At 71.5% G+C, this 24,227-nt stretch carries 34 protein-coding genes and 1 pseudogene; 16 read left to right on the top strand and 19 right to left on the bottom strand.

Annotated features, from left to right (window positions below):
* Positions 1 to 182 precede the first annotated feature (182 nt).
* The gene (locus tag ACFCZ1_RS29050; protein WP_376681238.1) at positions 183 to 944 is read left to right on the top strand and encodes a GAF domain-containing protein; all 762 of its coding nucleotides are present in this window, start codon (positions 183 to 185) and stop codon (positions 942 to 944) included.
* Between the two features lie 28 nt (positions 945 to 972).
* Positions 973 to 1,443, top strand: a complete 471-nt coding sequence (locus ACFCZ1_RS29045; RefSeq protein ID WP_376681237.1) for a hypothetical protein — start codon at positions 973 to 975, stop codon at positions 1,441 to 1,443.
* 158 nt (positions 1,444 to 1,601) lie between these two features.
* On the opposite strand, the gene ACFCZ1_RS29040 is transcribed toward ACFCZ1_RS29045, so the two are convergent.
* Complete coding sequence (locus ACFCZ1_RS29040; protein ID WP_376681236.1) at positions 1,602 to 2,369, bottom strand: maleylpyruvate isomerase family mycothiol-dependent enzyme; 768 nt, start codon at positions 2,367 to 2,369, stop codon at positions 1,602 to 1,604.
* Between the two features lie 237 nt (positions 2,370 to 2,606).
* Between ACFCZ1_RS29040 and ACFCZ1_RS29035 the strand changes: the two genes are divergently transcribed.
* Together ACFCZ1_RS29035 and ACFCZ1_RS29030 are read left to right on the top strand one after the other, a co-directional pair.
* Positions 2,607 to 2,729 (top strand): hypothetical protein, encoded by a 123-nt coding sequence (locus ACFCZ1_RS29035; RefSeq protein ID WP_376681235.1) that lies wholly within the window; start codon positions 2,607 to 2,609, stop codon positions 2,727 to 2,729.
* Between the two features lie 69 nt (positions 2,730 to 2,798).
* A pseudogene (locus ACFCZ1_RS29030) lies at positions 2,799 to 3,441 on the top strand (DUF4230 domain-containing protein).
* Positions 3,442 to 3,606: 165 nt separating this feature from the next.
* Here the strand turns inward: ACFCZ1_RS29030 and ACFCZ1_RS29025 are convergent.
* A complete protein-coding gene (locus tag ACFCZ1_RS29025; protein WP_376681234.1) occupies positions 3,607 to 4,674 on the bottom strand; it encodes a mechanosensitive ion channel family protein in 1,068 nt (355 codons plus the stop codon).
* A gap of 206 nt (positions 4,675 to 4,880) precedes the next feature.
* Here ACFCZ1_RS29025 and ACFCZ1_RS29020 point away from each other — a divergent pair, with 206 nt between their 5' ends.
* Positions 4,881 to 5,330 carry an SRPBCC family protein gene (locus ACFCZ1_RS29020; RefSeq protein WP_376681233.1) on the top strand — a complete coding sequence of 150 codons (450 nt, stop codon included), beginning with the start codon at positions 4,881 to 4,883 and terminating at the stop codon, positions 5,328 to 5,330.
* Between the two features lie 433 nt (positions 5,331 to 5,763).
* Entirely contained in the window at positions 5,764 to 6,654 is an 891-nt protein-coding gene (locus tag ACFCZ1_RS29015; protein ID WP_376681232.1) for a YihY/virulence factor BrkB family protein, read from the top strand.
* 160 nt (positions 6,655 to 6,814) lie between these two features.
* Here ACFCZ1_RS29015 and ACFCZ1_RS29010 read toward each other — a convergent pair whose 3' ends face one another.
* Positions 6,815 to 7,483, bottom strand: coding sequence for an HSP18 transcriptional regulator (locus tag ACFCZ1_RS29010; RefSeq protein WP_376681231.1), 669 nt, complete (start codon positions 7,481 to 7,483; stop codon positions 6,815 to 6,817).
* 129 nt (positions 7,484 to 7,612) lie between these two features.
* Here ACFCZ1_RS29010 and ACFCZ1_RS29005 point away from each other — a divergent pair, with 129 nt between their 5' ends.
* From ACFCZ1_RS29005 to ACFCZ1_RS28995, 3 genes are all read left to right on the top strand, one after another.
* Positions 7,613 to 8,047, top strand: coding sequence for an Hsp20/alpha crystallin family protein (locus ACFCZ1_RS29005; protein WP_376681230.1), 435 nt, complete (start codon positions 7,613 to 7,615; stop codon positions 8,045 to 8,047).
* 140 nt (positions 8,048 to 8,187) lie between these two features.
* Complete coding sequence (locus ACFCZ1_RS29000) at positions 8,188 to 8,583, top strand: DUF2267 domain-containing protein (RefSeq protein ID WP_376681229.1); 396 nt, start codon at positions 8,188 to 8,190, stop codon at positions 8,581 to 8,583.
* A 54-nt stretch (positions 8,584 to 8,637) separates the two neighbouring features.
* Complete coding sequence (locus ACFCZ1_RS28995; RefSeq protein ID WP_376681228.1) at positions 8,638 to 9,081, top strand: DUF2267 domain-containing protein; 444 nt, start codon at positions 8,638 to 8,640, stop codon at positions 9,079 to 9,081.
* A 74-nt stretch (positions 9,082 to 9,155) separates the two neighbouring features.
* Here the strand turns inward: ACFCZ1_RS28995 and amaP are convergent, their stop codons facing one another.
* The 5 genes from amaP to ACFCZ1_RS28970 form a co-directional block, all read right to left on the bottom strand.
* Entirely contained in the window at positions 9,156 to 9,761 is a 606-nt protein-coding gene (gene amaP / locus ACFCZ1_RS28990) for an alkaline shock response membrane anchor protein AmaP (protein WP_376681227.1), read from the bottom strand.
* Between the two features lie 48 nt (positions 9,762 to 9,809).
* Entirely contained in the window at positions 9,810 to 10,460 is a 651-nt protein-coding gene (locus ACFCZ1_RS28985) for a DUF6286 domain-containing protein (protein ID WP_376681226.1), read from the bottom strand.
* Positions 10,461 to 10,494: 34 nt separating this feature from the next.
* On the bottom strand, positions 10,495 to 10,917 hold the full coding sequence (locus ACFCZ1_RS28980) for an Asp23/Gls24 family envelope stress response protein (protein ID WP_376681225.1): 423 nt from the start codon (positions 10,915 to 10,917) through the stop codon (positions 10,495 to 10,497).
* Positions 10,914 to 11,093, bottom strand: coding sequence for a DUF2273 domain-containing protein (locus ACFCZ1_RS28975; RefSeq protein ID WP_376681224.1), 180 nt, complete (start codon positions 11,091 to 11,093; stop codon positions 10,914 to 10,916). Before ACFCZ1_RS28975 ends, ACFCZ1_RS28980 begins: the two co-directional genes overlap by 4 nt.
* Before the next feature lie 63 nt (positions 11,094 to 11,156).
* A complete protein-coding gene (locus ACFCZ1_RS28970) occupies positions 11,157 to 11,636 on the bottom strand; it encodes an Asp23/Gls24 family envelope stress response protein (protein ID WP_376681223.1) in 480 nt (159 codons plus the stop codon).
* Between the two features lie 270 nt (positions 11,637 to 11,906).
* Between ACFCZ1_RS28970 and ACFCZ1_RS28965 the strand changes: the two genes are divergently transcribed.
* From ACFCZ1_RS28965 to ACFCZ1_RS28950, 4 genes are all read left to right on the top strand, one after another.
* On the top strand, positions 11,907 to 12,467 hold the full coding sequence (locus ACFCZ1_RS28965) for an RNA polymerase sigma factor (protein WP_376681222.1): 561 nt from the start codon (positions 11,907 to 11,909) through the stop codon (positions 12,465 to 12,467).
* Positions 12,458 to 13,138 carry a hypothetical protein gene (locus ACFCZ1_RS28960; protein WP_376681221.1) on the top strand — a complete coding sequence of 227 codons (681 nt, stop codon included), beginning with the start codon at positions 12,458 to 12,460 and terminating at the stop codon, positions 13,136 to 13,138. The genes ACFCZ1_RS28965 and ACFCZ1_RS28960 overlap by 10 nt, the downstream gene beginning before the upstream one ends.
* Positions 13,135 to 13,497, top strand: a complete 363-nt coding sequence (locus ACFCZ1_RS28955; protein WP_376681220.1) for a hypothetical protein — start codon at positions 13,135 to 13,137, stop codon at positions 13,495 to 13,497. The genes ACFCZ1_RS28960 and ACFCZ1_RS28955 overlap by 4 nt, the downstream gene beginning before the upstream one ends.
* Positions 13,498 to 13,793: 296 nt before the next feature.
* Positions 13,794 to 15,020 (top strand): PP2C family protein-serine/threonine phosphatase, encoded by a 1,227-nt coding sequence (locus ACFCZ1_RS28950; RefSeq protein ID WP_376681219.1) that lies wholly within the window; start codon positions 13,794 to 13,796, stop codon positions 15,018 to 15,020.
* A gap of 102 nt (positions 15,021 to 15,122) precedes the next feature.
* Here the strand turns inward: ACFCZ1_RS28950 and ACFCZ1_RS28945 are convergent, their stop codons facing one another.
* From ACFCZ1_RS28945 to ACFCZ1_RS28935, 3 genes are all read right to left on the bottom strand, one after another.
* On the bottom strand, positions 15,123 to 15,353 hold the full coding sequence (locus ACFCZ1_RS28945; protein ID WP_376681218.1) for a DUF6480 family protein: 231 nt from the start codon (positions 15,351 to 15,353) through the stop codon (positions 15,123 to 15,125).
* A gap of 300 nt (positions 15,354 to 15,653) precedes the next feature.
* On the bottom strand, positions 15,654 to 16,169 hold the full coding sequence (locus tag ACFCZ1_RS28940; RefSeq protein ID WP_376681217.1) for a DUF5133 domain-containing protein: 516 nt from the start codon (positions 16,167 to 16,169) through the stop codon (positions 15,654 to 15,656).
* 192 nt (positions 16,170 to 16,361) lie between these two features.
* Positions 16,362 to 16,802 carry a hypothetical protein gene (locus ACFCZ1_RS28935; RefSeq protein WP_376681216.1) on the bottom strand — a complete coding sequence of 147 codons (441 nt, stop codon included), beginning with the start codon at positions 16,800 to 16,802 and terminating at the stop codon, positions 16,362 to 16,364.
* A 347-nt stretch (positions 16,803 to 17,149) separates the two neighbouring features.
* Between ACFCZ1_RS28935 and ACFCZ1_RS28930 the strand changes: the two genes are divergently transcribed.
* Entirely contained in the window at positions 17,150 to 17,797 is a 648-nt protein-coding gene (locus ACFCZ1_RS28930; protein WP_376681215.1) for a TetR/AcrR family transcriptional regulator, read from the top strand.
* Positions 17,798 to 17,854: 57 nt separating this feature from the next.
* Here ACFCZ1_RS28930 and ACFCZ1_RS28925 read toward each other — a convergent pair whose 3' ends face one another.
* The 8 genes from ACFCZ1_RS28925 to ACFCZ1_RS28890 are packed head-to-tail and all read right to left on the bottom strand — an operon-like array spanning position 17,855 to position 21,809.
* Positions 17,855 to 18,274 (bottom strand): gas vesicle protein K, encoded by a 420-nt coding sequence (locus ACFCZ1_RS28925; protein ID WP_376681214.1) that lies wholly within the window; start codon positions 18,272 to 18,274, stop codon positions 17,855 to 17,857.
* Positions 18,264 to 18,485, bottom strand: coding sequence for a gas vesicle protein (locus tag ACFCZ1_RS28920; RefSeq protein ID WP_376681213.1), 222 nt, complete (start codon positions 18,483 to 18,485; stop codon positions 18,264 to 18,266). The genes ACFCZ1_RS28925 and ACFCZ1_RS28920 overlap by 11 nt, the downstream gene beginning before the upstream one ends.
* Positions 18,482 to 19,456, bottom strand: a complete 975-nt coding sequence (locus ACFCZ1_RS28915) for a GvpL/GvpF family gas vesicle protein (RefSeq protein ID WP_376681212.1) — start codon at positions 19,454 to 19,456, stop codon at positions 18,482 to 18,484. The genes ACFCZ1_RS28920 and ACFCZ1_RS28915 overlap by 4 nt, the downstream gene beginning before the upstream one ends.
* Entirely contained in the window at positions 19,453 to 19,917 is a 465-nt protein-coding gene (locus ACFCZ1_RS28910) for a gas vesicle protein (protein ID WP_376681211.1), read from the bottom strand. The genes ACFCZ1_RS28915 and ACFCZ1_RS28910 overlap by 4 nt, the downstream gene beginning before the upstream one ends.
* A gap of 23 nt (positions 19,918 to 19,940) precedes the next feature.
* Complete coding sequence (locus ACFCZ1_RS28905; protein WP_376681210.1) at positions 19,941 to 20,189, bottom strand: gas vesicle protein GvpG; 249 nt, start codon at positions 20,187 to 20,189, stop codon at positions 19,941 to 19,943.
* A gap of 40 nt (positions 20,190 to 20,229) precedes the next feature.
* Entirely contained in the window at positions 20,230 to 20,946 is a 717-nt protein-coding gene (locus ACFCZ1_RS28900) for a GvpL/GvpF family gas vesicle protein (RefSeq protein WP_376681209.1), read from the bottom strand.
* Between the two features lie 3 nt (positions 20,947 to 20,949).
* On the bottom strand, positions 20,950 to 21,405 hold the full coding sequence (locus tag ACFCZ1_RS28895; RefSeq protein ID WP_376681208.1) for a gas vesicle structural protein GvpA: 456 nt from the start codon (positions 21,403 to 21,405) through the stop codon (positions 20,950 to 20,952).
* 29 nt (positions 21,406 to 21,434) lie between these two features.
* Positions 21,435 to 21,809: a gas vesicle protein gene (locus ACFCZ1_RS28890; protein ID WP_376681207.1), complete on the bottom strand. Its 375-nt coding sequence runs from the start codon at positions 21,807 to 21,809 to the stop codon at positions 21,435 to 21,437.
* A 197-nt stretch (positions 21,810 to 22,006) separates the two neighbouring features.
* On the opposite strand from ACFCZ1_RS28890, the gene ACFCZ1_RS28885 reads away from it, so the two are divergent.
* Both ACFCZ1_RS28885 and ACFCZ1_RS28880 read left to right on the top strand, forming a co-directional pair.
* Entirely contained in the window at positions 22,007 to 23,029 is a 1,023-nt protein-coding gene (locus ACFCZ1_RS28885) for a histone protein (RefSeq protein ID WP_376681206.1), read from the top strand.
* Positions 23,030 to 23,032: 3 nt separating this feature from the next.
* Positions 23,033 to 24,136: an SRPBCC family protein gene (locus tag ACFCZ1_RS28880; protein ID WP_376681205.1), complete on the top strand. Its 1,104-nt coding sequence runs from the start codon at positions 23,033 to 23,035 to the stop codon at positions 24,134 to 24,136.
* The last annotated feature ends 91 nt before the right edge of the window (positions 24,137 to 24,227 follow it).

The following is a 24,227-nucleotide window of genomic DNA, read 5'->3' as shown; positions in this document are numbered from 1 at the left end:
GCTCGTCCGGGTTTGCCTCCACCCTCCCGTGGAACGATGCATGGACGACTCGTCGCTGATCACCGACACGACGCGGTCGGCTCAAACGGTCCGGGAGCGGGGGGAACGGCTGGTGGGGTGGAAGTACTGGCGCAAGATCATCTTCTTTCTTCTCGATATCCGCGCTCTCCGGTGCGGGGCTCGTGGCGGTCGGCACGTACGGCGAGGGGTTCGCCCGTGAGGACGACAAGAGCTCGATCTACTTGGTGGGCATGTCGCTGGCCATGGTCGCGGTCCTCGGCACCTTCGTGGAGAACCACCTGGCCGAGCGGGCCCGGGCACGCGCCCGCGAACGCGCGATCAAAGCGGAGACCGAGCTGACCGTGCTCTACACGACAGTGCTGCCGGCGGTCGCCGCGAGCGTCAAGGCGCAGGCGTCCCGGCACAGCGCCCTCAACCCCACGCCCGCTGTGCCGGGCGCGCCACCCGATCCGACGCTGACCGGGGAATTCGACAGACTGGTCACGACGGTGCTGGAGGCGGCCGTGGACCTGACCGTGCCGCCGATCACCCCGCTCTCCGAGGCGCGCGCGAGGAGCGCGTACTACGAACTGACGCCCTCGGGAGACTTCCGGCTACGCGGGTTCCGCCCGACCAACGCCGCCCCGCCCCGATCGGTGATTCCCGGCAACAGCACGGGCGGAACCCATATCAAGACGGAGATACTGGACGTCGATCAGGTGTGGGCCGTGGACGGAACACCCAGCCGGATCAGCCATCTGCGGCCGACGTCCGGCAACAGCTACAAGGCCGTGATCGCCGCTCCGGTCGCCGACGGCTCCCGGCATTTCGGCATGCTGTCCGTGGACGCCCCCGAGCTGGGCCAGTTCGTCGACGACCACCGGAAACTGATCGAGGCGCTGGCGAGGTTGCTGGCAGCCGGCCGGGTGCCGATCGTCCCCTGACCGAGGACCCAGTGAGAGAAGGCGGACCATGCCCTCGACTACAGACGGCAGTGCGGGCGACGGCTCCGACGGGGGCCCACGCCGTGAGGAGGGGCGCCGCGAGCAGGAGCGCCGCGAGGAAGCACGCCGTGAGGAAGCGCGCCGCGGCGGGATGCGCGACGAAGGGCCGCCCGCGCCCCGGGACCTCCTCGCGATGGATGCCCGGCGCAGGCACGCCATCCGAACGGCGACGCAGCGGGTCGACCGCGATCTGGCACGCGCGCAGGACGAGGCGCTGCCGCACCTGGCCGTGACCGTGCTGGCCACATGCGGGTTCCTGGTGGTGGCCTTCGCGCTCGCGCGCATGACCGACGGGCTGTGGTGGATCGCCCCGGTCGTTGCGGCCGGCGGAACGGGGATCAGCGCCGTCGCCTACGCACGAACGGCCGCCGGCCGGACGCAGCGCAGGACGCGACTCCGTCGGCCGTGGCGGCGATCCGGCCGGAACCGGCCCGACTGAGCAGCGGCCGCCGGACGCTGTTCGTCATATGGAGCTCCCCGGGAACTCACCGGGCGCCCTATGGCTCGCCCGCCACGTCGCGGACACCTCGCTGCACGACGAGGACCGTGTCACGGCCGCCCGGAACCTGACCGGCCCCGCGTCGCGGTGGTCCGGGCCTAGAAGGCCGAGTGGTCGAACCAGTGGTCGAGCAGGTCCGGATCGCCGAGCAGGTCGAAGGCGTCGCTCCGGCGGTCCAGGCGGCCGTAGAGGAGCAGCAGGAGGTCGGCGGCCGTTCCCCGGACCGTGGCGTCCGCCACGCGGGGCCCGGCGCCGTCAGCCACCAGGCCGAAGCCGTCGGGGCGCAGGCGGACCACCCAGTCTCCGCCGCCGTTGCCGTCCGTACAGCTGAAGCGAACGGTCCGGTCGGCGGCCCGGAGTTGGGCGGTCAGCGGCGCGAAGGAGGATGCGAACGGCAGGTTGGTGAGGAACTCGTCGATGCCGTCGACCGCCAGTACGCGGTCGATGTGCGGTGTGGACCCGAGCGCGAGTTGGGCGTCGGCACGGTGGACGAGGGTCTCGAAGAGCATGCGCCGAACCCAGAACCGGGCGTGCTGGTCGACTCCCCAGGCCCACATCGGCGCCTCCAGGTCGGTGGCGGCGAACACGGCGGCGGCCTCCGTCGCGCTCGCGGCCAGCCAGTCCGGGAGGCCGTCGGGGTGCGCCGGCAGGCGCAGGTCCACCTCACGGCTGGTCGGCGGTTGCTGGATGCCGCGGCGAAGCAGCTCGGTGAACCACCGGTGCACGCTCCCGACGTGCTGCGTGAGGTCCCCCAGGGTCCAGCCGGGGCAGGTCGGCACCGGGGTGGAGAGGTCGGCCGCTGTGACCACGGCGAGGAATCCGGCGGTCTCGGCTGCGACGGCAGCTCGGTGCTGGGCGGGGTTCATGTCTGGCCCTTCCTCTGATCGTGCTGCCCCGGGTGGCGAGAATGCTTAAGGAAATAGATGGTTCATGTCCTTAAGCAATCGCGAAGGTAGTTCGCAAGCGCCGAGGATGTCAACTTCGGTCCCCGCGTCAGCCCCTGCGGTGTGCCGTCCGGGCCGGGCCGTGTGCCGTCCGGGCCGGGCCGGGCCTCGTCCAAGCGGCCCACGCGTCAATCCGGCCGTCGGGGGCAGGAGCGCACCATGACCTCTCATCAGCTCATCCCGCTGTCCCTGGCCCCGGCGTCCGGCCCCGTCTGGATGCACCTGCTCGTCATCGTCTTCGCCCTGATCGTCCTTGTGCGCACCCTCGCGCGGCACCGGTAGGACTCCGCCCTCGGCGGACTCGCCGCAGCCAGTCGCGCTGGAGCCGCCTTCACGGGGTATCCGCCGCGTATGAAGACCTCTTCTGATCGGCCGGGCGGCTCGCGGCGCCCGTGGTGGGGATGGATCGCCGTCGGCCTGGCGGTGGTCATGGTGCTGACGGTGCTCGCGGAGCGCTTCAGCCTGGTTCCGGGGCTCGGCGGCCTCTTCGGCGAGGACAGCCGGGACCGTTCCGCTCCCGCGCTGCTCAAGTCGATCCAGGACATGAACCGTTACGAGGCAGCGGTCGGCAACTTCCAAGTGGTCGTGGACCTGGAGAAGGATGCGGCGTTCCTGCCGGATGCGATCCGCGGGACCCGCACCCTGTACGTGGGCTCCGGCACGGTCGGCGGCCACGTCGACCTGGGCGGGCTGGGCGAACGGAACGTCACCGTGAACGAGGACCGCACCGCACGCGGCGCTCGGCACGGCAGCCCTGGATCCGAACCGTTCGTACGCGGTGTCGAAGGAACGCGGCCTGCTGGACCGGATCGGTGATCTGTTCTCCGACAACCCGGCCAGTGAGCAGGCCGTGCAGAAGCTCGCCGCTCAGCACATCGACGAAGCGGCCCGCGACAGCGGCCTCACCGAACGCGCCGAGAAGAACACCACCTCGATGCTGGAGGGGCTGCTGCGCTCTCTGGGCTTCCGCGAGGTGACGGTCGCCTACGGCTGAAGTGCCGGACCGCCACGCCGGCCGGCACGGTGGCGGGGAACCGTTCCTCGCCACCGTGCCGACCGCCGTGGCGCCCGAGCGGTTCGGCCGGAACCGGCCGCCCAGGGGCTGCGCCGCCACGGGCCGCAGGTCTGCTGCCGGTCGCTCCTCCGGGGCAGAGAGACGTCACCGGCTGCGCTCGGCGGCGGTGTCGCCCGCTGCCGAAACCGGGCCCACGAGGACGCGCGGCAGTGCGTCCGGGTGCTTCTCCGCGAGCCAGGCGATCAGCTGCTCCCGCACGGCGCAGCGCACCGTCCACAGGTCGTCGGCGTCCTTGGCCGTGACGATGGCCCGTACCACGATGGTGGAGGGAGTCGTCTCGGTGACGGCGAGGTCCCAGCCGCGGCCGTCCCACTCCCGGCAGTTGTGCAGGATCTCGTGGACCTTGTCGCGCATGAGGTCGACGGGCGCGCTGTGGTCGCAGTGGAGGAAGACGGTGCCGGTCATCTGGACGCCGCCGCGGGACCAGTTCTCGAAGGGGCGGGTGGTGAAGTACGAGACGGGCATGGTGATCCGGCGTTCGTCCCACGTGCGAACGGCGAGGAAGGTGAGGGTGATGTCCTCGACCACCCCCCACTCGCCTGCGACCACCACCGTGTCGCCGATGCGCACCATGTCGCCGAAGGCGATCTGGAAGCCGGCGAAGAGGTTTCCGAGCGTGGACTGGGCCGCGACGCCGGCCACGATCCCGATGAGCCCGGCGGAGGCCAGCAGGGAGGTGCCGAGCGCGCGGAAGCCCGGGAAGGTGAGCAGCATGGCGGCGGCCGCGACGACGGTCACGACGACCGTCACGACCCGCATGATGAGCGTCACTTGGGTACGGACCCGGCGCACTCGGGCCGGGTCGCGGGTGCCGGTGGCGTAGCGGGCGTAGCCCGACTCGACGACGGCGGAGGCCACCGCCACGATCAGCCAGGCCCCGGCACCGATCAGGGTGAGCGTGAGCATCCGGCCCACGGTGGCCGCGTTGTCGTGCAGCGGCGACCATGCCGTGTCCCGGTAGGCGCCCTTGAGCAGCGCGGCGAGCAGCAGTATCTGCAGGGCGCGCCGGCAGCGGCGGAGCAGGTTCCACAGGGGCGTTTCGGGGTGCCGTGCGTCGGCTCGGCGCAACAGCAGGTCGGCGGCCCATCCGGCCACGACGGTGACGAGGATCGAGCCTCCCAGGACGGTCAGCAGGAGAAGAGCGCTGTTCATATCCCCTCAGCGGATGTAGGCGGCATGGACTTCACGCGCCTGCCCAGGGGAAGGGAGCTGACACCGGGCGCGCGAGCACCGTGGGCACCACGCTGCCCGGGCCCCGCATGGCGCCCTCAGCCGCGGGTAGCCGCGCCCCCAGACGTCCTGACAGGACGACCCGCACCTCGGGGTGCGGGGCTGCCGACGACACGGAAGGGGTGCACATGTCGCACGTCGAGGAGTATGTCGAGGTCAACGTCCCCGTACGCACGGCCTACAACCAGTGGACGCAGTTCGAGGAGTTCCCCGCCTTCATGGAGGGGGTCGAACGCATCGACCAGCGCTCGGACACGCTCACCCACTGGGTGACGAACGTGAACGGTGTGCAGCGCGAGTTCGACGCGCAGATCACCGAGCAGCTTCCGGACCGGCGCGTCGCGTGGATGACGGTCGACGGGGAGCCCCGCCAGGCCGGGCTCGTCACCTTCCAGCCGATCGACGCGACCACCACCAAGGTCGTCCTGCACATGAACTGGGTGCCCGACGGCCTGGCCGAGGCGGCCGCCGACAAGCTCGGCTTCGTCAAGCGTCAGGTCACGGGTGATCTGAAGCGCTTCAAGCTGTTCATCGAGTCGCGCGGGGTCGAGACGGGCGCCTGGCGCGGCGAGGTCTGATCCGCGGCCGGAGGGGCGGACAGCGCGGGACGGGTCGGTCTCCAAGGGGGCCCGCCTCGTGGGGGATCCGGGGGCACGCCTGTGGTGTCGTTGGTTCGTCCACCGAGGGGAGCACACGATGCTGCCGTAGCCGGGGCCGGGGACGCGCGGGCCGCACGGTCCTCGCGCCCCCGGCCTCGGTACCGGTGCTCGCGTCGACGGGCGCGCCCGGTTCGCTGCACCGGGCCTGTCGGGCCGAGGCCCGCGGCTGCGTGGACGAGGACGGCTCGCCGGGCCGCCCCGTACGGGCCGTCCGGAAGGTCGCCGCGGGTGAACGGTTCATCGACGCCGCGCCGTCCTCGGGCTCCCCACCGCGCCGCCGCGCGTGGCCGGTGCACCCATGCGCGGAAGCTCACGGGCGCATGCGCCCGTGCCTGACGGGCACGCGCGCGGGGTGACCGACATCCCCCGCACCGCATCACGCCGAGGCAGTCCATCCGCCGACGCCCTCGCTGCGCGCACCCGCGCCCAACTGCGGCGTACGGCCGTCCGCGTCTGGACCGACAATCTCGCCGACCACGCGGCCGCCCTCACCTATTACGCCGTACTGGCGCTCCTGCCCGCGCTCGTCATCGCGGTCTCCCTCGTGGGGCTGCTGGGCGAGACGACGAGGCACCGGCTGATCACCGAACTCACTTCGTACGCACCGCCTCAATCGGCGCAGGTACTGCGCGATGCGCTCGACGGCCTCTCGGCGGAGCAGTCCTCGATCTGGGCTCTGCTGATCAGCGGGGCGCTGAGCGCGGTGTGGTCGGCGTGCAGTTACCTGGCGGTGTTCCGCCGCGCCCTGCACACGATGCACCGGGTGCCCGATACGCGGCCTCCGCTCCGTGCGGCCCACGCGCTGGTCATCAACGCCGTGCTGCTGCTGGTCCTGCTCGTCGCCGGCGCCGTGGGGCTCGTCGTGTCCGGGCCGCTGGCCCGACGGGTGTCACACGCCGCCGGCGGGGGCGGCCTGGACAGCATCACGCTCCTGCGCTGGCCCGTGCTGGTGGTGATCGTCACCCTGCTGGTGCTGACCCTCTTCCGGACCGGCCCGGCCCAGAGCCGCGGCACCCGGCGGGGCCTGCCCGGCGGCGTACTGGCGGCCCTGCTCTGGCTGGCCGCCTCGGGGCTCTTCACGCTGTACACGGAACTGGACACCTACGGCAGGCTCTACGGCTCGCTGGCCGGCATCGTGGTCTTCGTCGTCTGGCTCTGGTTCGCCAACCTGGCCCTGCTCACCGGCGCCCAGTTCAACGCCGAACGGGCGCGGGAGCCGGACGCCCGACCACCGCGGGCCTGAGCCCGAGCTCCCGTCGACCGACTCGGCCTCGGCCTCGGCCTCGTAGCCGGTCAGGTCGGTGCCGGCCAAGCGGCCGCGCGCACCCGGACCCGCACTCCCGCCGCCGACCGGCAGCTCCCCTGCGGCGCGCGCCGGCCGGTCGGCGGTCCGGGGTCACGGGTCACGTGCCGCGCTGGTCGCGGGTGTCCTGGCGGAGTTGGTCGGCGTGTCGAGTCAAGGCGTCGATGCGTTCGGCGAGTTCGGCGTCCTCGGGACGCAGATGCGGCCGGGTGTCCGTCAGCGGCCGGACGAGGCGGGCGGCGTCATGGTCGGCGAGAGCCACGTTCAGGTCGTCGACGGCGCTCTGGGCGCTGTCGGGGAGACCGGTGAGGGCGGTGATCTGGCCGGCGAGCCGACGCAGGTCTGCCGCGTTGCCCCGGGCCCAGGCAGTCACGGTGCGGTCGGCGGCTCGTGAGTCGCGGGTGGCCTGGACGCGCTGCTCCCCGGTGCTTCCGGCGGCGCCGGGGCGCAGCCGCAGGTAGCGGCGTTCGGCGGCCTGACGACTGGCGACCCCGAGGGGGCCGGCGAGGTCGGCCCAGCTCGCGCCCCGGCCGCGGGCGTTTTCGATCAGGACGCTCTCCCAGCCGGCGAGCTGCTCACGGACCTCGCGCAGCATCAGCAGCGCGGCCAGAGCCGGGTGCGGTCCCGGGTCCGGCGCGGGCAGCGCCGTCGGCGCCACCGGTCCTGTGGACGGCTGCTGCGCGTCCCTCACGGCCTGGTCGATGGTCTCCAGTGCCGCGGCGGCGGCGAGGAAGAAGACGTGGTCGGCCGGTGGGTCGGTGTCGTTCATCGCACTCTCCGTCGCTCTGTCATCCTCCAGATGACGTCTTGCTTGTCATCGCTTCGATGACATGTTACAACGGAGGCACGTTGAAGCGCATTGGCAGTTTCTGCCTGAACCAACTGGAGGTGTTTCACGATGTTGATGCGCACCGACCCGTTCCGTGAGATGGACCGCATCGTCCAGCAGCTTTCCGGCACGTCCGGCACATGGTCGAGGCCGTCCGTGATGCCGATGGACGCCTACCGCGCGGGCGACGAGTACGTGATCGCCTTCGACCTCCCCGGAGTGAGCACCGAGGCGATCGACATCGACGTCGAGCGGAACATGCTGACCGTCAAGGCGGAGCGCCGTCCCGCCGCCAAGGGCGACACCGTGCAGATGGAGCTCTCCGAGCGTCCCCTCGGCGTGTTCTCCCGCCAGGTCGTGCTGGCCGACACCCTCGACACCGAGCACATCGAGGCAGACTACGACGCAGGTGTCCTGACCCTGCGGATCCCGATCGCCGAGCGCGCCAAGCCCCGCAAGATCGCGATCGGCCACGAGTCCGGCCGTAAGCAGATCTCCGGCTGAACAGCCCCGCACCGGCGGCGGAGGACGGGGAACCGAGCCCCTCCGGCACCCCGTCCTCCGTCCTCCGCGTTCCATGGACCCCTCACCCCTCACCCCCGCACCCCTCCCCCTCCCCCTCCCCCTCCCCCGGAGGTGACGTGATGCCGATGCGTCGCGAGGCGTTCCTGGACGACGTCCGGGAACGCGGCGGGTACCGGACCCGGGCAGAAGCCGAGCGGGCGGCCCGCGTCGTTCTGGCCCTGCTCGGTGCGCACCTGGTCGGCACCGTGCGGGCCGAGCTCGCCGCCCGCCTTCCCGAGACGTACGCCCTGATCCTCCTCAATCCGCTGCAGGCCACCGAACCGCTCTCCCCCGAGCGCTTCGTCCGCGCGACCGCAGCCTGGATCGAAGGGGCGACCGAGAAGACAGCCCTGTGGGACATCGGCGCGGTCCTCAGTGCTGTGGCCGCCGCCTCGGGAGACACCCTCACCCGCGAGATCCTGCTCCAGCTCCCGCCCGGCTACGACCTCCTCTTCGGGCACCCGCAGCCCATCTGACCGCCGCCGGGCGGACGGAACCGAACCTTCGAAGAGAAAGGCAACCGCAGCTCCATGTACGACCAGCCCCGCTCCTGCCCGGCCCCGCCTGCCGTGACGTTCGACCAGATGCTGGAGCGCGTGCGTTACGAGGGCGCCTACCCCACCCGCGAACGCGCCGAAGAGGCCGTCCGCGTAGTCCTCGCCGCCCTCGGCCGGCAGATCACCGGAGACGAACGCGCGGAACTCGTACACCGCCTGCCCCTCGAGGCCGCCCTCGTCCTGACCGCCCAGATCCCCGACGCCGAACGGCTCACCGGCTGGGGTTTCGTCAAGGACCTGGCCGCCCGCACCGGCGCCACCCCGGCGACCGCCCGCTGGGAGACCGGCGCCGTGCTCTCCGTCGTCTCACGCCTCGCCGGGCCCGACCTCCTCGCACGGATCCTCCGCCGGCTCCCCGGCGGCTACGCCCTCCTCTTCGGGCACGCGGAACTGCGACAGCCCCAGGCCGCCGCCTGATCCTGCCCGGGCAGCCGGGGCCGGGCGGTCCGCGCAGCGGGCGGAGCCGCTGACGGGGCCGCCCGGCGGGGGCCCTATTCGGCGCGGTGGGCCTTGTGCGGGGTGACCCGCAGCTGCGCCTTTGCGGGAAGCGTCCGGCCGGTCGACCGGCGGGCGCGTTCCAACGGCCCGTCGGTCAGCGCCCGCAGGACGGGGCGGGGCTCGCTGTCGGGGGTGAGGGTGAGGTCGAGGTGGGCCTCGGGACGACGGGCCGGCCCGGCCATGTGCGCTCGGGCCTGGTGGACACCGGGCAGGTGCCGCACGTCGGCAGCCAGAGCGTCGCGGAGGGCGCGCTCGCGCAGTTCCACACCGTCCACGGCGGCCGCGGGCTCCCCGACGGATGTGTGGCCGGGATGCGTGCGGCGCACTTGAGCCAGCAGCCACCAGAGGGCGAGCAGCACGACGACGGCCAGGACGGCGATGACCACCGGCCACCACCACCCCTCGTCCGTCCAGCGGGTGCGGTCGGCGTCGGTGAGCAGGACGTCGGGGGGAGCCGTCAGGGGCCAGCCGTCGGGTGGCGTCAGGCTCCAGCGCCGGTACAGGTCGAAGCTGCCCGCCAGGACCAGGATGCCGGTGCCGAGCAGGACGATGCCCGTCAGGGCCAGCAGGACTCGGTTGACGACGGATTTCGTCTTCATGGGATCCCCTTCCTGTCTCTCGCCCGCCGGTGACCGTCCCCGGACGGGTCACTTCGGGCGGGGGCGTACGCGCACGGCGAGGCGAGGAGGCCGGGCGAGGGAGAACCGGTCGAGTTCCTCCAGCAGGGCCGCCACGAGATCGGCCTTGACCTCGGCGGGGGCACGGAACCGTACGTCCGCGCGCGCCCGGACGCGGTGCTGGAAGACCCGGACCCTGGCAGCGCTGACGCCGGGGACGCGCATCGCGGCGTCCCGCAGCAGGAGTGCCGCGGAGTCGCGGTCCAGTACGGCGCGCATCTGGGCGTCGGGAGTCTGGAGCGGCAGTTGGTGACGCAGGCCGGGGGTGAGTGCCAGGATGACCAGCCAGAGGCCGAGGAGGGCGATGACGCCGGCGCCGATCTGTATCCAGAGGTCGTCCAGCGGGCGGGTGGCCAGTTCGTCGGTCAGGCGCGTGCGCCAGGCCGCGGCGGGCCGTCCGGCTCGGACCCTGATGATGTCGAACAAGAGGATTCCGGCGGCAGCTGCGACGAGCAGGGCCGTCAGCGCGGCGGGTATCCGGCGCACGGACCACGGACGCCTGGCACGCGGCTGTGGACCGGCCGGAGGCTGCTTGGACGGCGGCCCCGCCGTGCGGGAGGTGACCTGGTCGGTCGCAATGGTCTGCTGCCGGTCGGCCGGGGGGTGTTGGTCCCGTTCCATGCCGGCTCTCCTTCCGCTGGGGATGCGCTCCGGTTCACTGCACGCGTCGGTGCTCCGGACCGCCGGCGGGAACCAGGCGGTCGATGGAGAGGGTGACCTCGGTGACGCGCATCCCGGTCAGCTGGGCGACCCGCTCACTGACGTACTGCTGCACGTGGCGGGAGGCCGTGGCGAGGTCTATCGGGTAGGGCAGCTCCAGGGTCAGTCCCAGCCGTGCCGTACCGCCGCCGACGGTGACCGACGCGTGCGGAGCGGCGAGCTTGGTGTGAGCAGCTGAGGCGTCCGTAGGCGTCGGGGCGCCCGGGTGGGTGGCCAGCGCCTCCTGTGCGGCGCGGACCGCGATGCGGGCCACCACCTTTTCCGGGATCACCGTGGCCCCGCGTTCGGCCGCCGGCAGGACCGGGCGGGCGGGAGCTGCTGCTCCCCCGGGCGGAGCGGCGGCAGGTTGCGAGGTCACTGCCGGTTCCGGGACCGCGTGAAGTCGGACATCTCCAGGTCACCCTGCAAGAAGCGACCGATGATCAGGCCCACCAGGCCCAGGAACGCCACGAGCAGGAACGCCCAGAAGCCGCCGAAGAATGCGGCGAAGCCCAGGGCCATGCCGGCCAGCAGGCCCACGGTTGCTGCGCTCATTTCACTCACCTGCATTTCGCGTCGGTTGTCTCCCGGCCAAAGAAGTCCGGGAGCTGCGAGGCGTCACTGCACGCGCCCCTCGCCCACCTCTTCGTCCTCCTCGTCGGGAAGGTGTACGTCGTCGACGGCGAGGTTCACTTCCACGACCTCGAGGCCGGTCATGCGTTCCACGGCCGTGATGACGCTGGTGCGTACCTCGGCGGCGACGTCCACGATGGCGACGCCGTACTCCACGACCACGTCGATGTCGACGGCGGCCTGCCGTTCGCCCACCTCGACCTTCACGCCGCGGGTCACGCTGGGACGGCCGCCGGGGACCTTGTCGGTCACCGCCCCGAGCGTGCGGGCCATGCCGGAGCCGAGGCTGTGGATGCCCGGCACCTCGCGGGTGGCCATTCCTGCGATCTTTTCGACCACGCTGTCGGCGATGGTCGTCCGGCCCCGCGTCTCGGGCGCCGATCCGGCGCCGGTGCTGCCCGTGAGGGTCCTGCCCGCAGGGCGTGACTCGCTTCCGCCCGCGGCGGGGCTGACTGTGTCCGACATGGGAACCTCCCCAGGGTGTCCGTCCGGGGTGCCGGTGCGGCGCCCTCATGTTTTGGACACCTCCCGCGGAGGTTCCTCACGCACGGCTCGCACGGCGCGCACCGCCTACCATCGAGGAGTACGTACCAGGCCGCGACGGGCGTCTTCGGCAGGAGACGGGCGTCTTCGGCAGGAAGCGAGCGGCGGATGCGCAACCGGACCGGCTCCCCGCCCCAACCCGGTGCAGAACGTCCACCGCGGCCGGCGTCGCTGCCGATCGCAGGCATCGCCGTGGAGCAGGACGCGGCCGGCGACCTGGACGACAGCGTGCTGACGGTACGGGCCTGCGAAGGGGATGAAGACGCCTTCGCCGTCCTGGTCCGTCGGCACAGCAGTCGCCTGATCGCCCTCGCCCAGCATCTGCTGGGCAACCGGACGGACGCCGAGGACGCGGTCCAGGACGCCTTCCTCAGCGCCTGGAGGCGGCTGCCGGAATTCCGGCGCAGCGCCTCGTTCGGCACCTGGATGTACCGCATCGTGACGAACCGCTGCCTCAACGCTCTGCGCCACCGACCCCAGCCGCTGCCCTTGGACGCGGTCCCCGAACCCGCTGCCGTGGATGCGGACAGCTCTCCGCCCCAGGTGGCGGAGCGGGACGCGGCGGCGACCGCCCTGACGCAGGCGCTCCTGGATCTCCGCCCTGAGCTCCGGGTGTGCTGGGTGCTGAGAGAATTGCACGGTCTGCACTACGAAGAGATCGCCCACGTGGTGGGCAGCAGCGAACAGACGGTGCGCGGCAGGCTCTTTCGCGCACGACGCGCTCTGATGGAGGCGATGCGCCCATGGCGCTAGACGACCCTCACCCGGCCTCCGGTGGCGAGCCCGGAAGCGTGAGCGGCGGAGGGGCCGAAACGCCCCTGCACGCCGACGCCGAGCTGCTGGCCGGTGCGGAGCTGCTGCCCTGCGGACGGCCCCTCAGCCGCGCCTGGGAACAGGCCCGCGAGGCGGCCGGCGCCGCAGACCCGCACAGCAGCCGCTGCGCCCACTGCCGTGGGGCCATCCAGGGGCTGACGGCCCTGGACCGGGCGACCCGGGCTCTGCGAGCCGAGGAGCAGCCGGACGGCCACAGTCTCGCCAACCGGGTCATCAACGCGGTCCGGACCGAGGTACGGCTGGGTGCGATGCTGCTGCTGGACGACCCGGAACACGACCTGCGCATCTCCGAGAGTGCCGCCGCGAAAGTGCTGCGCCGGGCCGCCGACACCGTTCCCGGCGTCCGCGCCGCCAGCTGCCGCACGACTCCCGCGAAGGGCGATCACGCCGTCCATGTCGTCGCCATCACCCTCGCGGCCACGCTCGACCGGCCGTTGCGAGGGCGGGCCGAAGCAGTACGCCGAGCCGTCCTCCGCGCGGCCGAGCACGTCCTCGGCCTCGCCGTCACCACCGTGGACGTGGAAATCAACGCCGTGCTGGAACCCTCCCGCGAGCCGGATGGCGAACGAGCCGAGCTGAGCGGACGATGACCGCGTCCGCGCGCGAGGACGTCCAGCGAGCTGCGGCCTGGGTCGCCCTCCGCGCTCCCGGTGTGGCCGCGCTCCAGCCCGCGCTGGCCGACCGGCTGGCCCTCGCGGCCTCCCGCGTGCACCTGGCCGTGGCCGCGGATACCACGCCGCGCCGCGAGGCGGCCGGCATCCGCTGCGAACTCGCCCCGGACGGCGCTTGGCACGTGGAGGTGCGCTGCATCGTGCACGCGGACCGCCGTGTCGTGGACGTCGCCCGGCAGGTCCGGGAAGACGTGCGGACCGCCGTCACCGCCTCCCTGGCCGAGCACGGCACGGCCGCACCCGTCACCGTCCTGGTCACCGTCACCCGCACCGTGTAGACCGCACACCGTGTGGACCGCCCGCCGGGCTCTTCGTTCACCGCCGCCGCCGGGCCGGGGACCGCACGGTCTTCCCGTCTTCGCCGCGCCCACTGTCACCCCCCGTCACCCACCGTCACCCACCGTCACCCAGGGCACCTTCGGCCCCGAGTGGTGACCCCGCACGCCGTACCGGACGACCGGCCGCCGTGTCGGACCGTGCTCCGCGCACGCGGGCAACGAGGATGAGCGCATCAGAGCAGTCGGTGAGGATCGAGGTGCGCGGTGGATCGCGAGGGTACGGGAGCAGGTCGACGGTGACGGCCGACGATGCCGACGCGGCAGCCGACGCCGTACCGGAAGGGCTGGGGGCCGTTCTGGCATGGCTGCTGGAGCGTTCCCACGGTGCGTCAGCGGTGCAGTTGGCAGATCTGGTCGGTGAGGCCGCCCATCGGCTGGGCATCGCCCGGACCCGCCTCTACCTCGCGGACGTCCAGCAGCGGCGTCTCACGCCGCTGCCCCAGTCCGACCTCGCGGTGGCGGAGCAGGAAGGTGTCGACGTGGACCGGTCGCTCGCGGGCCTGGCCTACCGGACCCAGCGCATCCATCGGTCGCACGGCGACGGCACCATGTGGTTTCCGATGGTCGACGGCATCGAGCGGATCGGGGTCATGCAGGCCACGGGCCCCGAGGGCGTCGGGCGGGACGCCGGCCTGCTGGAGGCCGCCAGGGCGCTGGCCAGTCTGGCCACACTGCTGGTGGTGTCGAAGTCCTCGCACCACGACCTGCTCGTCCGGGCCGAGCGGGTGCGGCCGATGAGCCTTCAGGCCGAGTTGCTGTGGGGGTTCATGCCGCCGAGGACCATCGGCACCGACCGGGCGACGTCGACCGCCGTGATGGAGCCGGCCTACGATGTCGGCGGTGACGCCTTCGACCACAGTTTCATCGCCGGCGTCCTGCACCTGACGCTGCTGGACGCGATGGGCCACGACCTCGCCTCCGGCGGAGCGAGCGCCGTCGGCCTGGCCGCCTGCCGGTCCACCCGCCGCTCCGGCGGCACCCTCCCCGAGATCGCCACGGCCATCGACCGCACCCTGGCGGAGTGGATCCCCGAGCGGCTCATGACCGCGGTCGTCGCCGAACTCGACACCCTCCACGGGGACTTCGCCTGGATCAACTGCGGACACCCGCCACCGCTCCTCATCCGGGACGGTCACGTCCTGCCCGGCGCCCTCGAACGTCCCGCCCGCCTCCCTCTCGGTTACGGGTTCCACACACCCCACACGCCCGCCGCACATCACGTCCGGCTCCAGCCCGGCGACCGCGTCCTGATCTACAGCGACGGCATCACCGAAGCCCGCTCTCCCGATGGGGACCTCTTCGGCGAGCAGCGCCTGACCGACACCGTCATCCGCTCCACGGCCTCGGGCGACAACGCCCCGGAGGCGCTCCGCCGCCTGATCCAGAACCTGCTCGCCCACCAGGTTCACCGCCTCCGCGACGACGCGACCATCCTCCTGGCGGAATGGCATCCCACGCCCTGACCGTCCCCGGTGGCCCGCCGTCGATTCCGCCGCCCGCCGCCCCCGCTCCGAACGGACGGCACCCGTCCGCGCCAGGGGCCGAAGGCGGCACGGCCTCCCCCGTCACAGGTTCAGGATGATGGCGTAGGCGAGGAAGAACAGGGCGAAGACCAGGGCCACCAGGCAGATCACCACGAGGGGTCCCTTGCCCCAGCCGCGGGTGAGGGGGCGGTACGGGCCTGCTCCGGAGCCGGTACTCGATTCGCCGGGCGGTGTCTCGCCGGGCGGCACCCCGCTCTTCGCCCCGGGTCCGGCAGGACGCCGCGGATCCGGCTCTGGGAAATGTGTGGACATGGGTCCGCCCTCCTCGATTCGAAGGCCTTCCTGCTCCGGCCCGGCGGGCTCGCGGACCGCGGTGATCCGATGGTCCGGGAGCGTCCGGCGCCTACCCGCCGCCGGTCCCGCCACTCCTCCCGGCCCCGGGCGCTTCAGGCCGTCCGGCCCCGTCCCCGATGCCGCTGCCGCTGCGGTGGCCGCCGGGGCGGGCCCGGGAGCCCTGCTCCCCGTCGGGCTCCGAGACGTTCAAGGGGCGGGCGCGGTGGTCGTCCCCGCCGGGCCGGGGCCTCGCGCAAGCCCGGTCGGCTTCGGCGGCGGCTACGAGGCGGGCAGGCCGATGTGCGCTTCGGCTGCCAGGACGGCCTCGTGGACGGATGCCCGGCCCATCAGGACGCACAGGGTGTAGGCGGCGTCGTCCATGGCCCACAGGGCCACGGGGTCCCCGGGCGTTGCCGCGAGGCCGGCCTGGCAGCCACGCAGCCGCGTCAGCACTTCCTCGGTCCTGGTCCGGGAGGGCGTGAGCCCTATCCGCCGGCCCGCGGGCGGGGCGGGGGTACGGGCCGCCTCCATCGCGCGGCGCACGGCCCGCTCGAAGTGCACGGGAACCGGGGTGCCGCGGGCGCCGGCGACCAGAACGGCGGCCAGAGCGTCGGGCGTGGTGTGGGCGAGGTCGGCGGCGGCCGCGAGGATGTGCCGCGCGTCGCGGGCCGTGCACGGCGTCGTGGCCATCAGCATGCCCACCGCCCACGCGGTCATCGGCGCCCCGACGAGGGGCTTGGCGGAGTGAACACCAACAGCAGGCGGGAGCGGAGGCCGGGTTCCGGCTGAAGACATGACGAGATCCCTTCAATCCAAGGCAGGAGGGCGCGACGACGCGCGTATGGAAGGTATTCCCGCAATACATGCGGTGGTATGCATGGCACGCCAGCCCACCGTGCCGGTGTCCGGACGGCACCCGGCTCCCGGCTCCGCGCCGTGACGCGACGATCACACCACCGGTACGGCGTTCCTGGAACTTCCGGGCGCCTATTCCACGATCGCGATGGGGCCCACCGCACCGTCCGGGGCGGAGGTGTCCGTCTCCGAGGACCCGGCCGCCGTCCGCCGCCAGACGCGAACGTACGTGGCCTTCGCGGCCCACAGGCCCAGATCCGCGGTGTCGGCGACGTAGTCCTGCCAAGTCCTGCCCCGCCCGTCAGCGTCGTGCGCGCATGTCTCCGGCCTGGACTCCCACACGGTGACGTGGGTGACCCAACGGAGTTCCTGCCGGAACGGGTTGTCGAGGTCCGCGGGCCCGGTCGGGGCCCGCAGGGAGCCGAGGCGGCGCAGGCCCAGGTAGGCGAGCGCGTACACCACCGCGTCCTGGTCCTCGCCCCCCGTGTCGGGATGCACGTGGACGGCGGTCCCCTCGTAGTTAGCCGCGTCGTACAGCGTCGCCCCGATCGTCGGGACGGTGTCGCCTGCCATGGTCTTCCTCCTGAGCTCCGGAACGTGGCCGGCCGTGTGTCCACCGTGAACGCTCATGAGGGGCTGCGCCGGCCCGGACGGCGCTCGTGCAGTCGCTGGGCGTGCTCCTTTCAAGCGTCTGTCGTGGTCCTGGTATTCGCATTCCCGCCGCGCAAAATGCGGGACGGGGCGGGACGGGGCAGTGCGGCGCTGCGATCCAAGGCGCCGCCATGGAGTCCGCGAGCCGGTCTCGCGGAAAGCAGCGGGGCATAACGCCCGGGAGAACCCGCTGACGGTGTTGTCGGCCGACGAAAAGCACGGTGGCCCCTTGCGAGCGATAGGGTATAGCTCGCGAGGAGGAGGCTGTCATGGGCGAATCTGCGACAACCCCCCGCGAGCGGTACCGGCAGCAGGTACGCGCGGAGATCAAGGAAAAGGCCTGGGAACAGATCGCCGCCGCAGGGACGTCCGCGTTGTCCCTCAATGCGATCGCCAAGCACATGGGCCTGAGCGGGGCCGCCCTCTACCGGTACTTCACAGGCAGGGACGAATTGCTCACCGAGCTGGTCCGCGACGCGTACCAGAGCCTGGCCGGCACCTTCCGGACGATCGCCGAGCGGGGCGAGGCCGGTCTTCCCGCTCTGGCGCGCGGCCTACGCGAGTGGGCCCTCGCGGACCCCCAGCGGTACTTCCTCGTCTACGGCACCCCGGTGCCCGGATACCGGGCGCCGGCCGAAGTGGCCGCATTGGCGTCGGAAATCATGGGGATCCTCCTCGATGCGTGCGCCGCGATACCCGTGGACGCTCCCGCGACGCCTTTCGAGACACACCTGGAGAGCCACCGGGAGTGGGCGGACGGGCATCTCGTTCCGCCCGGAACGCTACGCCTGGCCGTCTCGTTCTGGACTCGGCTGCACGGCGTCCTCTCCTTGGAACTCGCCGGCCACTTCGCCCCTATGGAGTTCGACCCGGCCCTGCTCTATCAGGCGGAGCTGGACCTGCTGTCAGCCCCCTGAAGGGGTGTCCGGTGATCCCCGGCGGGCGCACGCGCGGCCCCGCGCTCGCGGACGCGGTCAGTCCCGGGGTGGGAGCAGGGGGCCGAGTGGGCCGAGGTCGAGGTTGAGGTCCTCGAGCGTGTAGCCGTGTTGGGCGCACAGGTCGGCGAGGCTGTCGTGGAGGGCCAGCAGGGTGGCGCCGAGTTCCTCTTCCTGATCGTCGGTGAGGCCGCCGGCGTCCACGCGGCGCAGGGCCTGGCGTTCGATGAGCTGCCGCAGGAGCTCGACGAGGGTGAGGACGAGTTTGAGGAGGTCCTCCCCGACGGTGTCGGGGTCGGCGTGGATGTGGTGGGCCGGGCGGGCGGGACGATCGTGCGGGGTGGGGGGTGCCTGAAGGAGCCGGAACGCGTGCGACATGGTGTCGCCGACGTCGTCCAGGCCCGGGGCGGGGCGCGGGCGGGGCGGGGGCGGAGCGGGCGGGGGGTGCTCAGTACTCATCGCTGCCGCCTTCCCGCGTCGGGGAGGGGGCCGTCTCGGAGCTGACGGACACGATGAGGGCGCGCAGCGATATGCGGACGAGGTCGATGTCCGCGATGGACAGGACGATGTCGCCGGTGATGACCACTCCCCCGCTGAGGAGCCGGTCCAGGAGGTCGACCAGGGCCACCTGTCGGCCGGGCAGGGGTGCGCCGTGCTCCGCGACGGTCATGGTGCCTGCTTGTGGACGTCGGCCGGGCCTTGTTCGTCGGCTCGGTCCTGTTCGTCGGCCGGGCCTCGTGCGTCGGCCGGGTCGGGGGCCTCGGCCGTGGCCCGGGATTCGGGTGGGGCCGGCATGGCGAAGGAGTACGGCGCCCACGGGCCGGTGACCTCGATGCGGATGTCGGGGAAGTCCTGGGCGGCCTGCGCGATGGCGGATCGGAACTGCTCGGCCTGCTCGTCTGGGACGAGGTAGGCGTCGTTGAGGACGTTCTCATGGGGGCCGGTCAGGGCGCCGCTCTGGGGGGCGTGGCGTACGCGTTGCGAGGCGTGGCGGGCGGCTATGACCTCGATGGTCTCGGCGGCGGTCTGCGCTTGCCGATAAACCGTTTCGCGGGCGTGATGCTGGGCTCTGCGCCGCTGGAGGTAGGCCTTTCCCGGGCTTGCGGGGGCGGACGACGGGCCTGCGGGGGCCGGGGACTGTTCGTCCGTCGGGGAGGTGGGGGCCGGGAGGTAGATCTTGACGCCGAATTCGGTGTGGGCTTCGAGCTGCGCCAGGCGCTGGGAGAAGGTGGACCGCTGCGTTACGAGGGCTTGACGCGCCCGGTTGTCGTCCTGGTAGACGGTGGCCATGCGCAGGGGCAGGACCGCGGTGCGGGCGGCCACGGCCTGCACGACGTCGTGGTGGGCGCGGGCGACGTCCTCGAGCCACTGAAGATCCTCGAAGTGATCTTTGAGGGCCGTCTCGTTGAAGTCGCGGCGGGGTACCTCGCTGATGACGAAGGCAAGGCCGGCGCCTGTCTCTGCGCCGACAACCGTGTCCGTGTCCGCCGCCGGGTGGGCTGCGTCTTCGTCTGCGGTGTCGGATAGAAGCCGGACGGGGGCACGGTCGATCCCGCTCAATCGTGCGAGAGCCTCGCGCAGGGGCGGCGTCGGCCGGGCGACGGCGTAGACGTAGGTGAGGGCGTCTGCGGGCGTGTTCACTGCGGGCGCCTCCTGGTCCTCTTGCGCGCCGGTCCGCCGCGGGATTCTTCGTCCGGGGCGGTACGTTCCGGGGGCTCGCGTTCGCCCTCGGGTTCGCCCTCGAGTTCACCTTCGCGCTCGCCGGCCGACTCGCGCCGCAGGGCCTCCAGCTCGGCGCGCAGACGGCGGTTTTCCTGCTCCAGTGGGCTACCGGTGTGCCGGCTGGACAGGGAGGGGTCGTGTTCCCACCAGTCGATGCCCATTTCCTTGGCCTTGTCGACGGAGGCGATCAGGATCCGGAGCTTGATGGTCAGCAGTTCGATGTCGAGCAGGTTGATGCGGATGTCACCGGCGATGACGATGCCCTTGTCCAGGACCCGCTCAAGGATGTCGGCGAGGCTGGAGGTGGAACTCTGCCCGTAGGCCATCGGGGCGGCGCGGGAAGGGAAGCCACCGAGTCGGCCCGGCAGGGGTTCGGTCACGACGAGTTGCCTCGCTTTCCAGGTCAGGGCTTCTGCTGCCGGAATTCCTCGATCTGCCGCAAGCGGTCGAGGAGCTCGTCCTCACGCTGGTCGAACGTCTCCTCGTCGATCTCTCCCGTGACCAGCCGCTGCTCCAGCTCGGCGAGCTCGCGCCAGACGGGGGCCGGGTCGTAGTACTCCTCTTCGGCCTGGTCGACGACCCGCTGGGCGACCCACACCACACCACGCACCGGTGCGAGGGGCAGCGTCAGCAGCTGGGTGAGCAGTCCCATGGTCCTTCCTCCCTTCCCACCCGGCGGGTGGCGATGGGCCCTACACGAAGCTGTACGGGGGCAAGGGCCCGCTGAAGCGCAGCTCGATGCCGCTGTCGATCTCGCGGGCCAGATTCCCCTGCGCGGCGAGGAGCATGTCCTTGTGCTCGCCGGGCACGAGCAGCGAGAGGTTCAGGAAGTCGTTCGCCGCGGGCGGGTGGGTGACGTGTTCGCGGGCGAAGGGCAGGAACGCGTCGACGAGCCCGGCCGCCACGGACTCCTGCCGCACCTGGACCTCGCCGGCCACCAGCTCCCCGAGGGCGAGCGGCAATTGGGGATCCTGGTCGCCCGAGCGGATCCGGTCGTTGAGGTCGCCCGCCTCGGGGATGTCGGCGAGGATCTGCTGCAGTAGAGGTTCCTCGTCCTCTTGCGAGGCCCGCACGTGGTACTCGGCGCAGCCGTCGAGACGCTCAAGGGCGTTGAAGTAGCCGTCGGCGTTCTCCTGCAGGACTTCGCGGATCGCGGGCTCACCGTCGGCGATGTAACCGAACTGGAGCGGCAGGATCACACCGTCGGCCATCAGGTGCTCCTGCACCTTCTGGTGCGCGAGCAGGTCCCGTCGCTTGGGGCGGATCTCCTCGTCGATGTCGCTGACGACCGCGCACAGTCCCCCTGCGGTGACGATTCGCAGGGGTGAGGCGTGGGATCCCACGCCTGTCAGGCCGTCGAGGCGCTTCGGGTGGGCCTCAGCGGCGATCGAGTACACGTACAACGCCATCGGTCACTCCTTCTCCCGGCGTACCGGGCGCCGGGCCGGGCGCCGCCGCCTCACGGGCTCCTCTTCCATTTCCTCCTCCTCCTCGGCCTGTTCGGCCTTGGAGGACTTGCCGGTCAGGGAATCGGTGACCGCCTCAACGGCGCCGCTGATCGCGCCCTTGGACTTCCCGCGGGCGCCGCCTTCGACGATGCCCCCCACGACTTCTGGCAGTTGGGCCGGCGCCTTGCGGCCCGCTTCGAGGTCGAGGCGGTTGCAGGCCTCGGCGAAGCGGAGGTACGTGTCGACGCTGGCCACCACGATCCTCGCGTCGATCTTGATGAGTTCGATGCCCACCACGGAAATGCGGACGAAGACGTCGATGACCAGTCCGCGGTCGAGAATGAGCTCCAGGACGTCGTAGAGGCTGCTCGTGCCGCCTGTCCTGCTCATGCTGCTGCCGCTCTGCGGCACGATGGTCATGGTGCCTCCTCTGGGGGCGGCCGGACCCATCAGGTCGACCGGTCGATCATGCCGCGGCTGTAGCGGCGGATCCGTTCGTAGGAGATCAGTTCGCCCTCCTCGTCCAGAGCGACCTTGTAGCTGGCCATCACGCTCGTGGTGTCCGGGATCCTTTCCAGCTCCACCACCTCCACCCGCGCCTCCCAGCCGTCCTCCGTCGGCTTGAGCGAGGACACCGAGTCAGGGGACCGGCCCAGGAGTTGGGCCAGCTGCTCGGCGGCCGAACGCATCGCCGCCGCGGCCGAGGGCACACCCGTACGCCGACGGGAGGCAGCGCGCCGAGACGGTTGCCTGTCCTGGTCTTCGCCCTCGCCGTCTGCCCGGGAAGACACCCGCCGCGGGCGTGGACGTTCTGCTGCGGCCATAAGCCCCTCCCTTGGGGAGACGGCCTCACAGAAACTAGAATGTCACTAAATCCACGCATAAGTCTTGCGCGGTGGGCAGGAGCTTTCCGAGGACCGTCCCGGCTGGACGCCTTCGTCGGTCGGCGGCGTGGACGCCGCGGTCCGCTGTCCGCGTGCGGTACCACGAGGTCCGCTAGCGCCCTGGTAAGGGGATGATCATGGAGGACACCACCAAGATCGCGCTCGCAGCCGCCGTAGTCGGGGGCTACGTGCTCGGCCGAACCAAAAAGGGCCGCCTGGCTTTCACCGCGGCTACCTATCTCGCCGGTCGCCGCTTCGGCCTGGAGCCGGGGCAGCTGATGAAGGAAGGCCTCTCCCGGCTCAAGGAGATGCCACAGTTCGCGGACCTCGGTGAACAGCTGCGCGGGGAAGCCCTCGACGCCGGCCGCCAGGCTCTGACCGCCGCGGCCAACCGCAAACTCTCCGAGCTCGCCGACACCCTCCACGACCGCACCCTCGAGCTCACCCGGGCCGGCTCCGGCGGCGACGAAGAATACGAAGACGAAGAAGAGCCCTACGAGGACGAGGAAGCCCAGGAGTACGCGGAAGGCGAGGAAGACGAGGAAGGGTACGCGGAGCCGGAAGCCGAGGAGGAAGGCGAAGAAGTCGAGGAGGAGGAAGAGGAGGAACCGGAGGAAGAGGAACCGGAGGAAGAGGAACCGGAGGAGGAGCTGGAGGAAGAGGAGCCGGAGGAAGAACCGGAGGAGGAACCGAGCGAGGAGCCTCCGCCACGGCGTCGGCCGACGCGGGCCCCGACCCGCGGCCGCACCGGTAGGCCCTCCGCCGCCCCCGTTCGCAAGGCCGCACAGCGACCGAGTCCTTCCAAGCGGGCCGCTCCCGCCAAGAAGACCGCGGCGAAGAAGACCACCAGCGCGAAGTCCGCTGGGGCCAAGGCCACTCCGGCCAGGAAGAGGACCGCATCCAAGACGGCACCCTCCAAGACCGCCGCCAAGAAGTCGGCGGCCAAGAAGACCGCGGCGGCGCCGAGCAAGAAGACGACAGGCCGCGGCCCGGCACGCAAGACGGCCGCCAAGAAGACCGGCAGCACAGCGCCCGGTAAGAAGACCACGGGCCAGAGCAGCGCACGAAAGACGGCGGCCAAGAAGGCCACAGGCCGCGGCCCGGCACACAAGACGGCCGCCAAGAAGGCGACGGCGCGCAAGCCGTCCGCGCGGAGGTAGGCCATGGCAACCTCAACCCGCGCCAGCGCCCAGGAATCGGAATCCTCAGGGCTGGATCAAATCGTCAAGGAACTGTCCGGATACCTCTCCGCCCAGGCGAACACGCTGGCCGAGAAGGCGACCGACAAACTCGGAGACCTCACCGACCAGCTCCACGACGTGGCCGAGAACGGCGGCAAGCTCTCCGACGTGGCCGGAATCGGCGGCCGCCTCATGCAAGGCGACTCCCCGCTGAAAGCCATGGCCGGCCAGGCGTTCGGCAACCTGAAGGACAAGGTCTCCGACACCGCGTCCCAGGTCTTCGGCAAGGGCCGAGGCCGCAAGAGCGGCGGGAAGGTCGTCAACATCGTCGAGGCGCTCGACATCGGGCTGCCCCTGCGCACGACCTACGACCACTGGTGCCAGTACGAGAACTTCAGCAGTTTCGCCAAGGGCGTCCGCGACGTCTCGCGCGACGACGAGACCACCAGCGACTGGAAGGTCAAGGTGGGTCCGTCCACCCGGTCCTGGAAGGCAACCATCCAGGAACAGTTGCCCGACGATCGCATCGTGTGGACATCATCGGGCGCAAAGGGAACCACCCGCGGCTGCGTCAGCTTCCACGAGCTCGCCCCTTCGCTGACCCGCATCGTGATCGTGGTCGAGTACAACCCGGCCGGACTGTTCGAGAAGACGGGCAACATCTGGCGCGCCCAGGGCCGCCGCCTGCGTCTGGACCTCAAGAACTTCTTGCGCTACGTCACCCTCACCACCGACGAGCCGGAAGGCTGGCGTGGCGAGATCCGGGACGGCGAGGTCGTCCGGACCCACGAGGAAGCCCTCGACGAGGAAGAGGCGGCAGAGGGCGAGGAAGAGGAGGGAGAGGGGGAGGACGAGGACCAGTACGAAGACGCCGAGAACGGCGGAGAAGAGGAGCCGTACGAATACGAGGACGAGGACGAGGCTCAGCCGGAGAACGCCGGAGCCGACACGGAAGAGGAAACGTACGACGCCGAGGAACCCGAAGCCGAGGAGGACGAGGACGAAGAGGTGGACGAGGGCGAGGGCGAATACGAGGAGGAGGAAGAGGAACCCCGTCCTCGGCGGCGCCGCCGACAGACCGCTTGAAACCCCTGACCGGCCGCTGCCGAAGTCAGCGGCGACCGGGTCCGCGAAAGGGCCGGCAGGACGTCCTGCCGGCCCGGTGTCGTATAAACAA

This window comes from Streptomyces sp. NPDC056224 (assembly GCF_042267665.1).
Taxonomy (GTDB): Bacteria; Actinomycetota; Actinomycetes; order Streptomycetales; family Streptomycetaceae; genus Streptomyces.
This window is presented reverse-complemented; position numbering and strand designations above follow the sequence as displayed.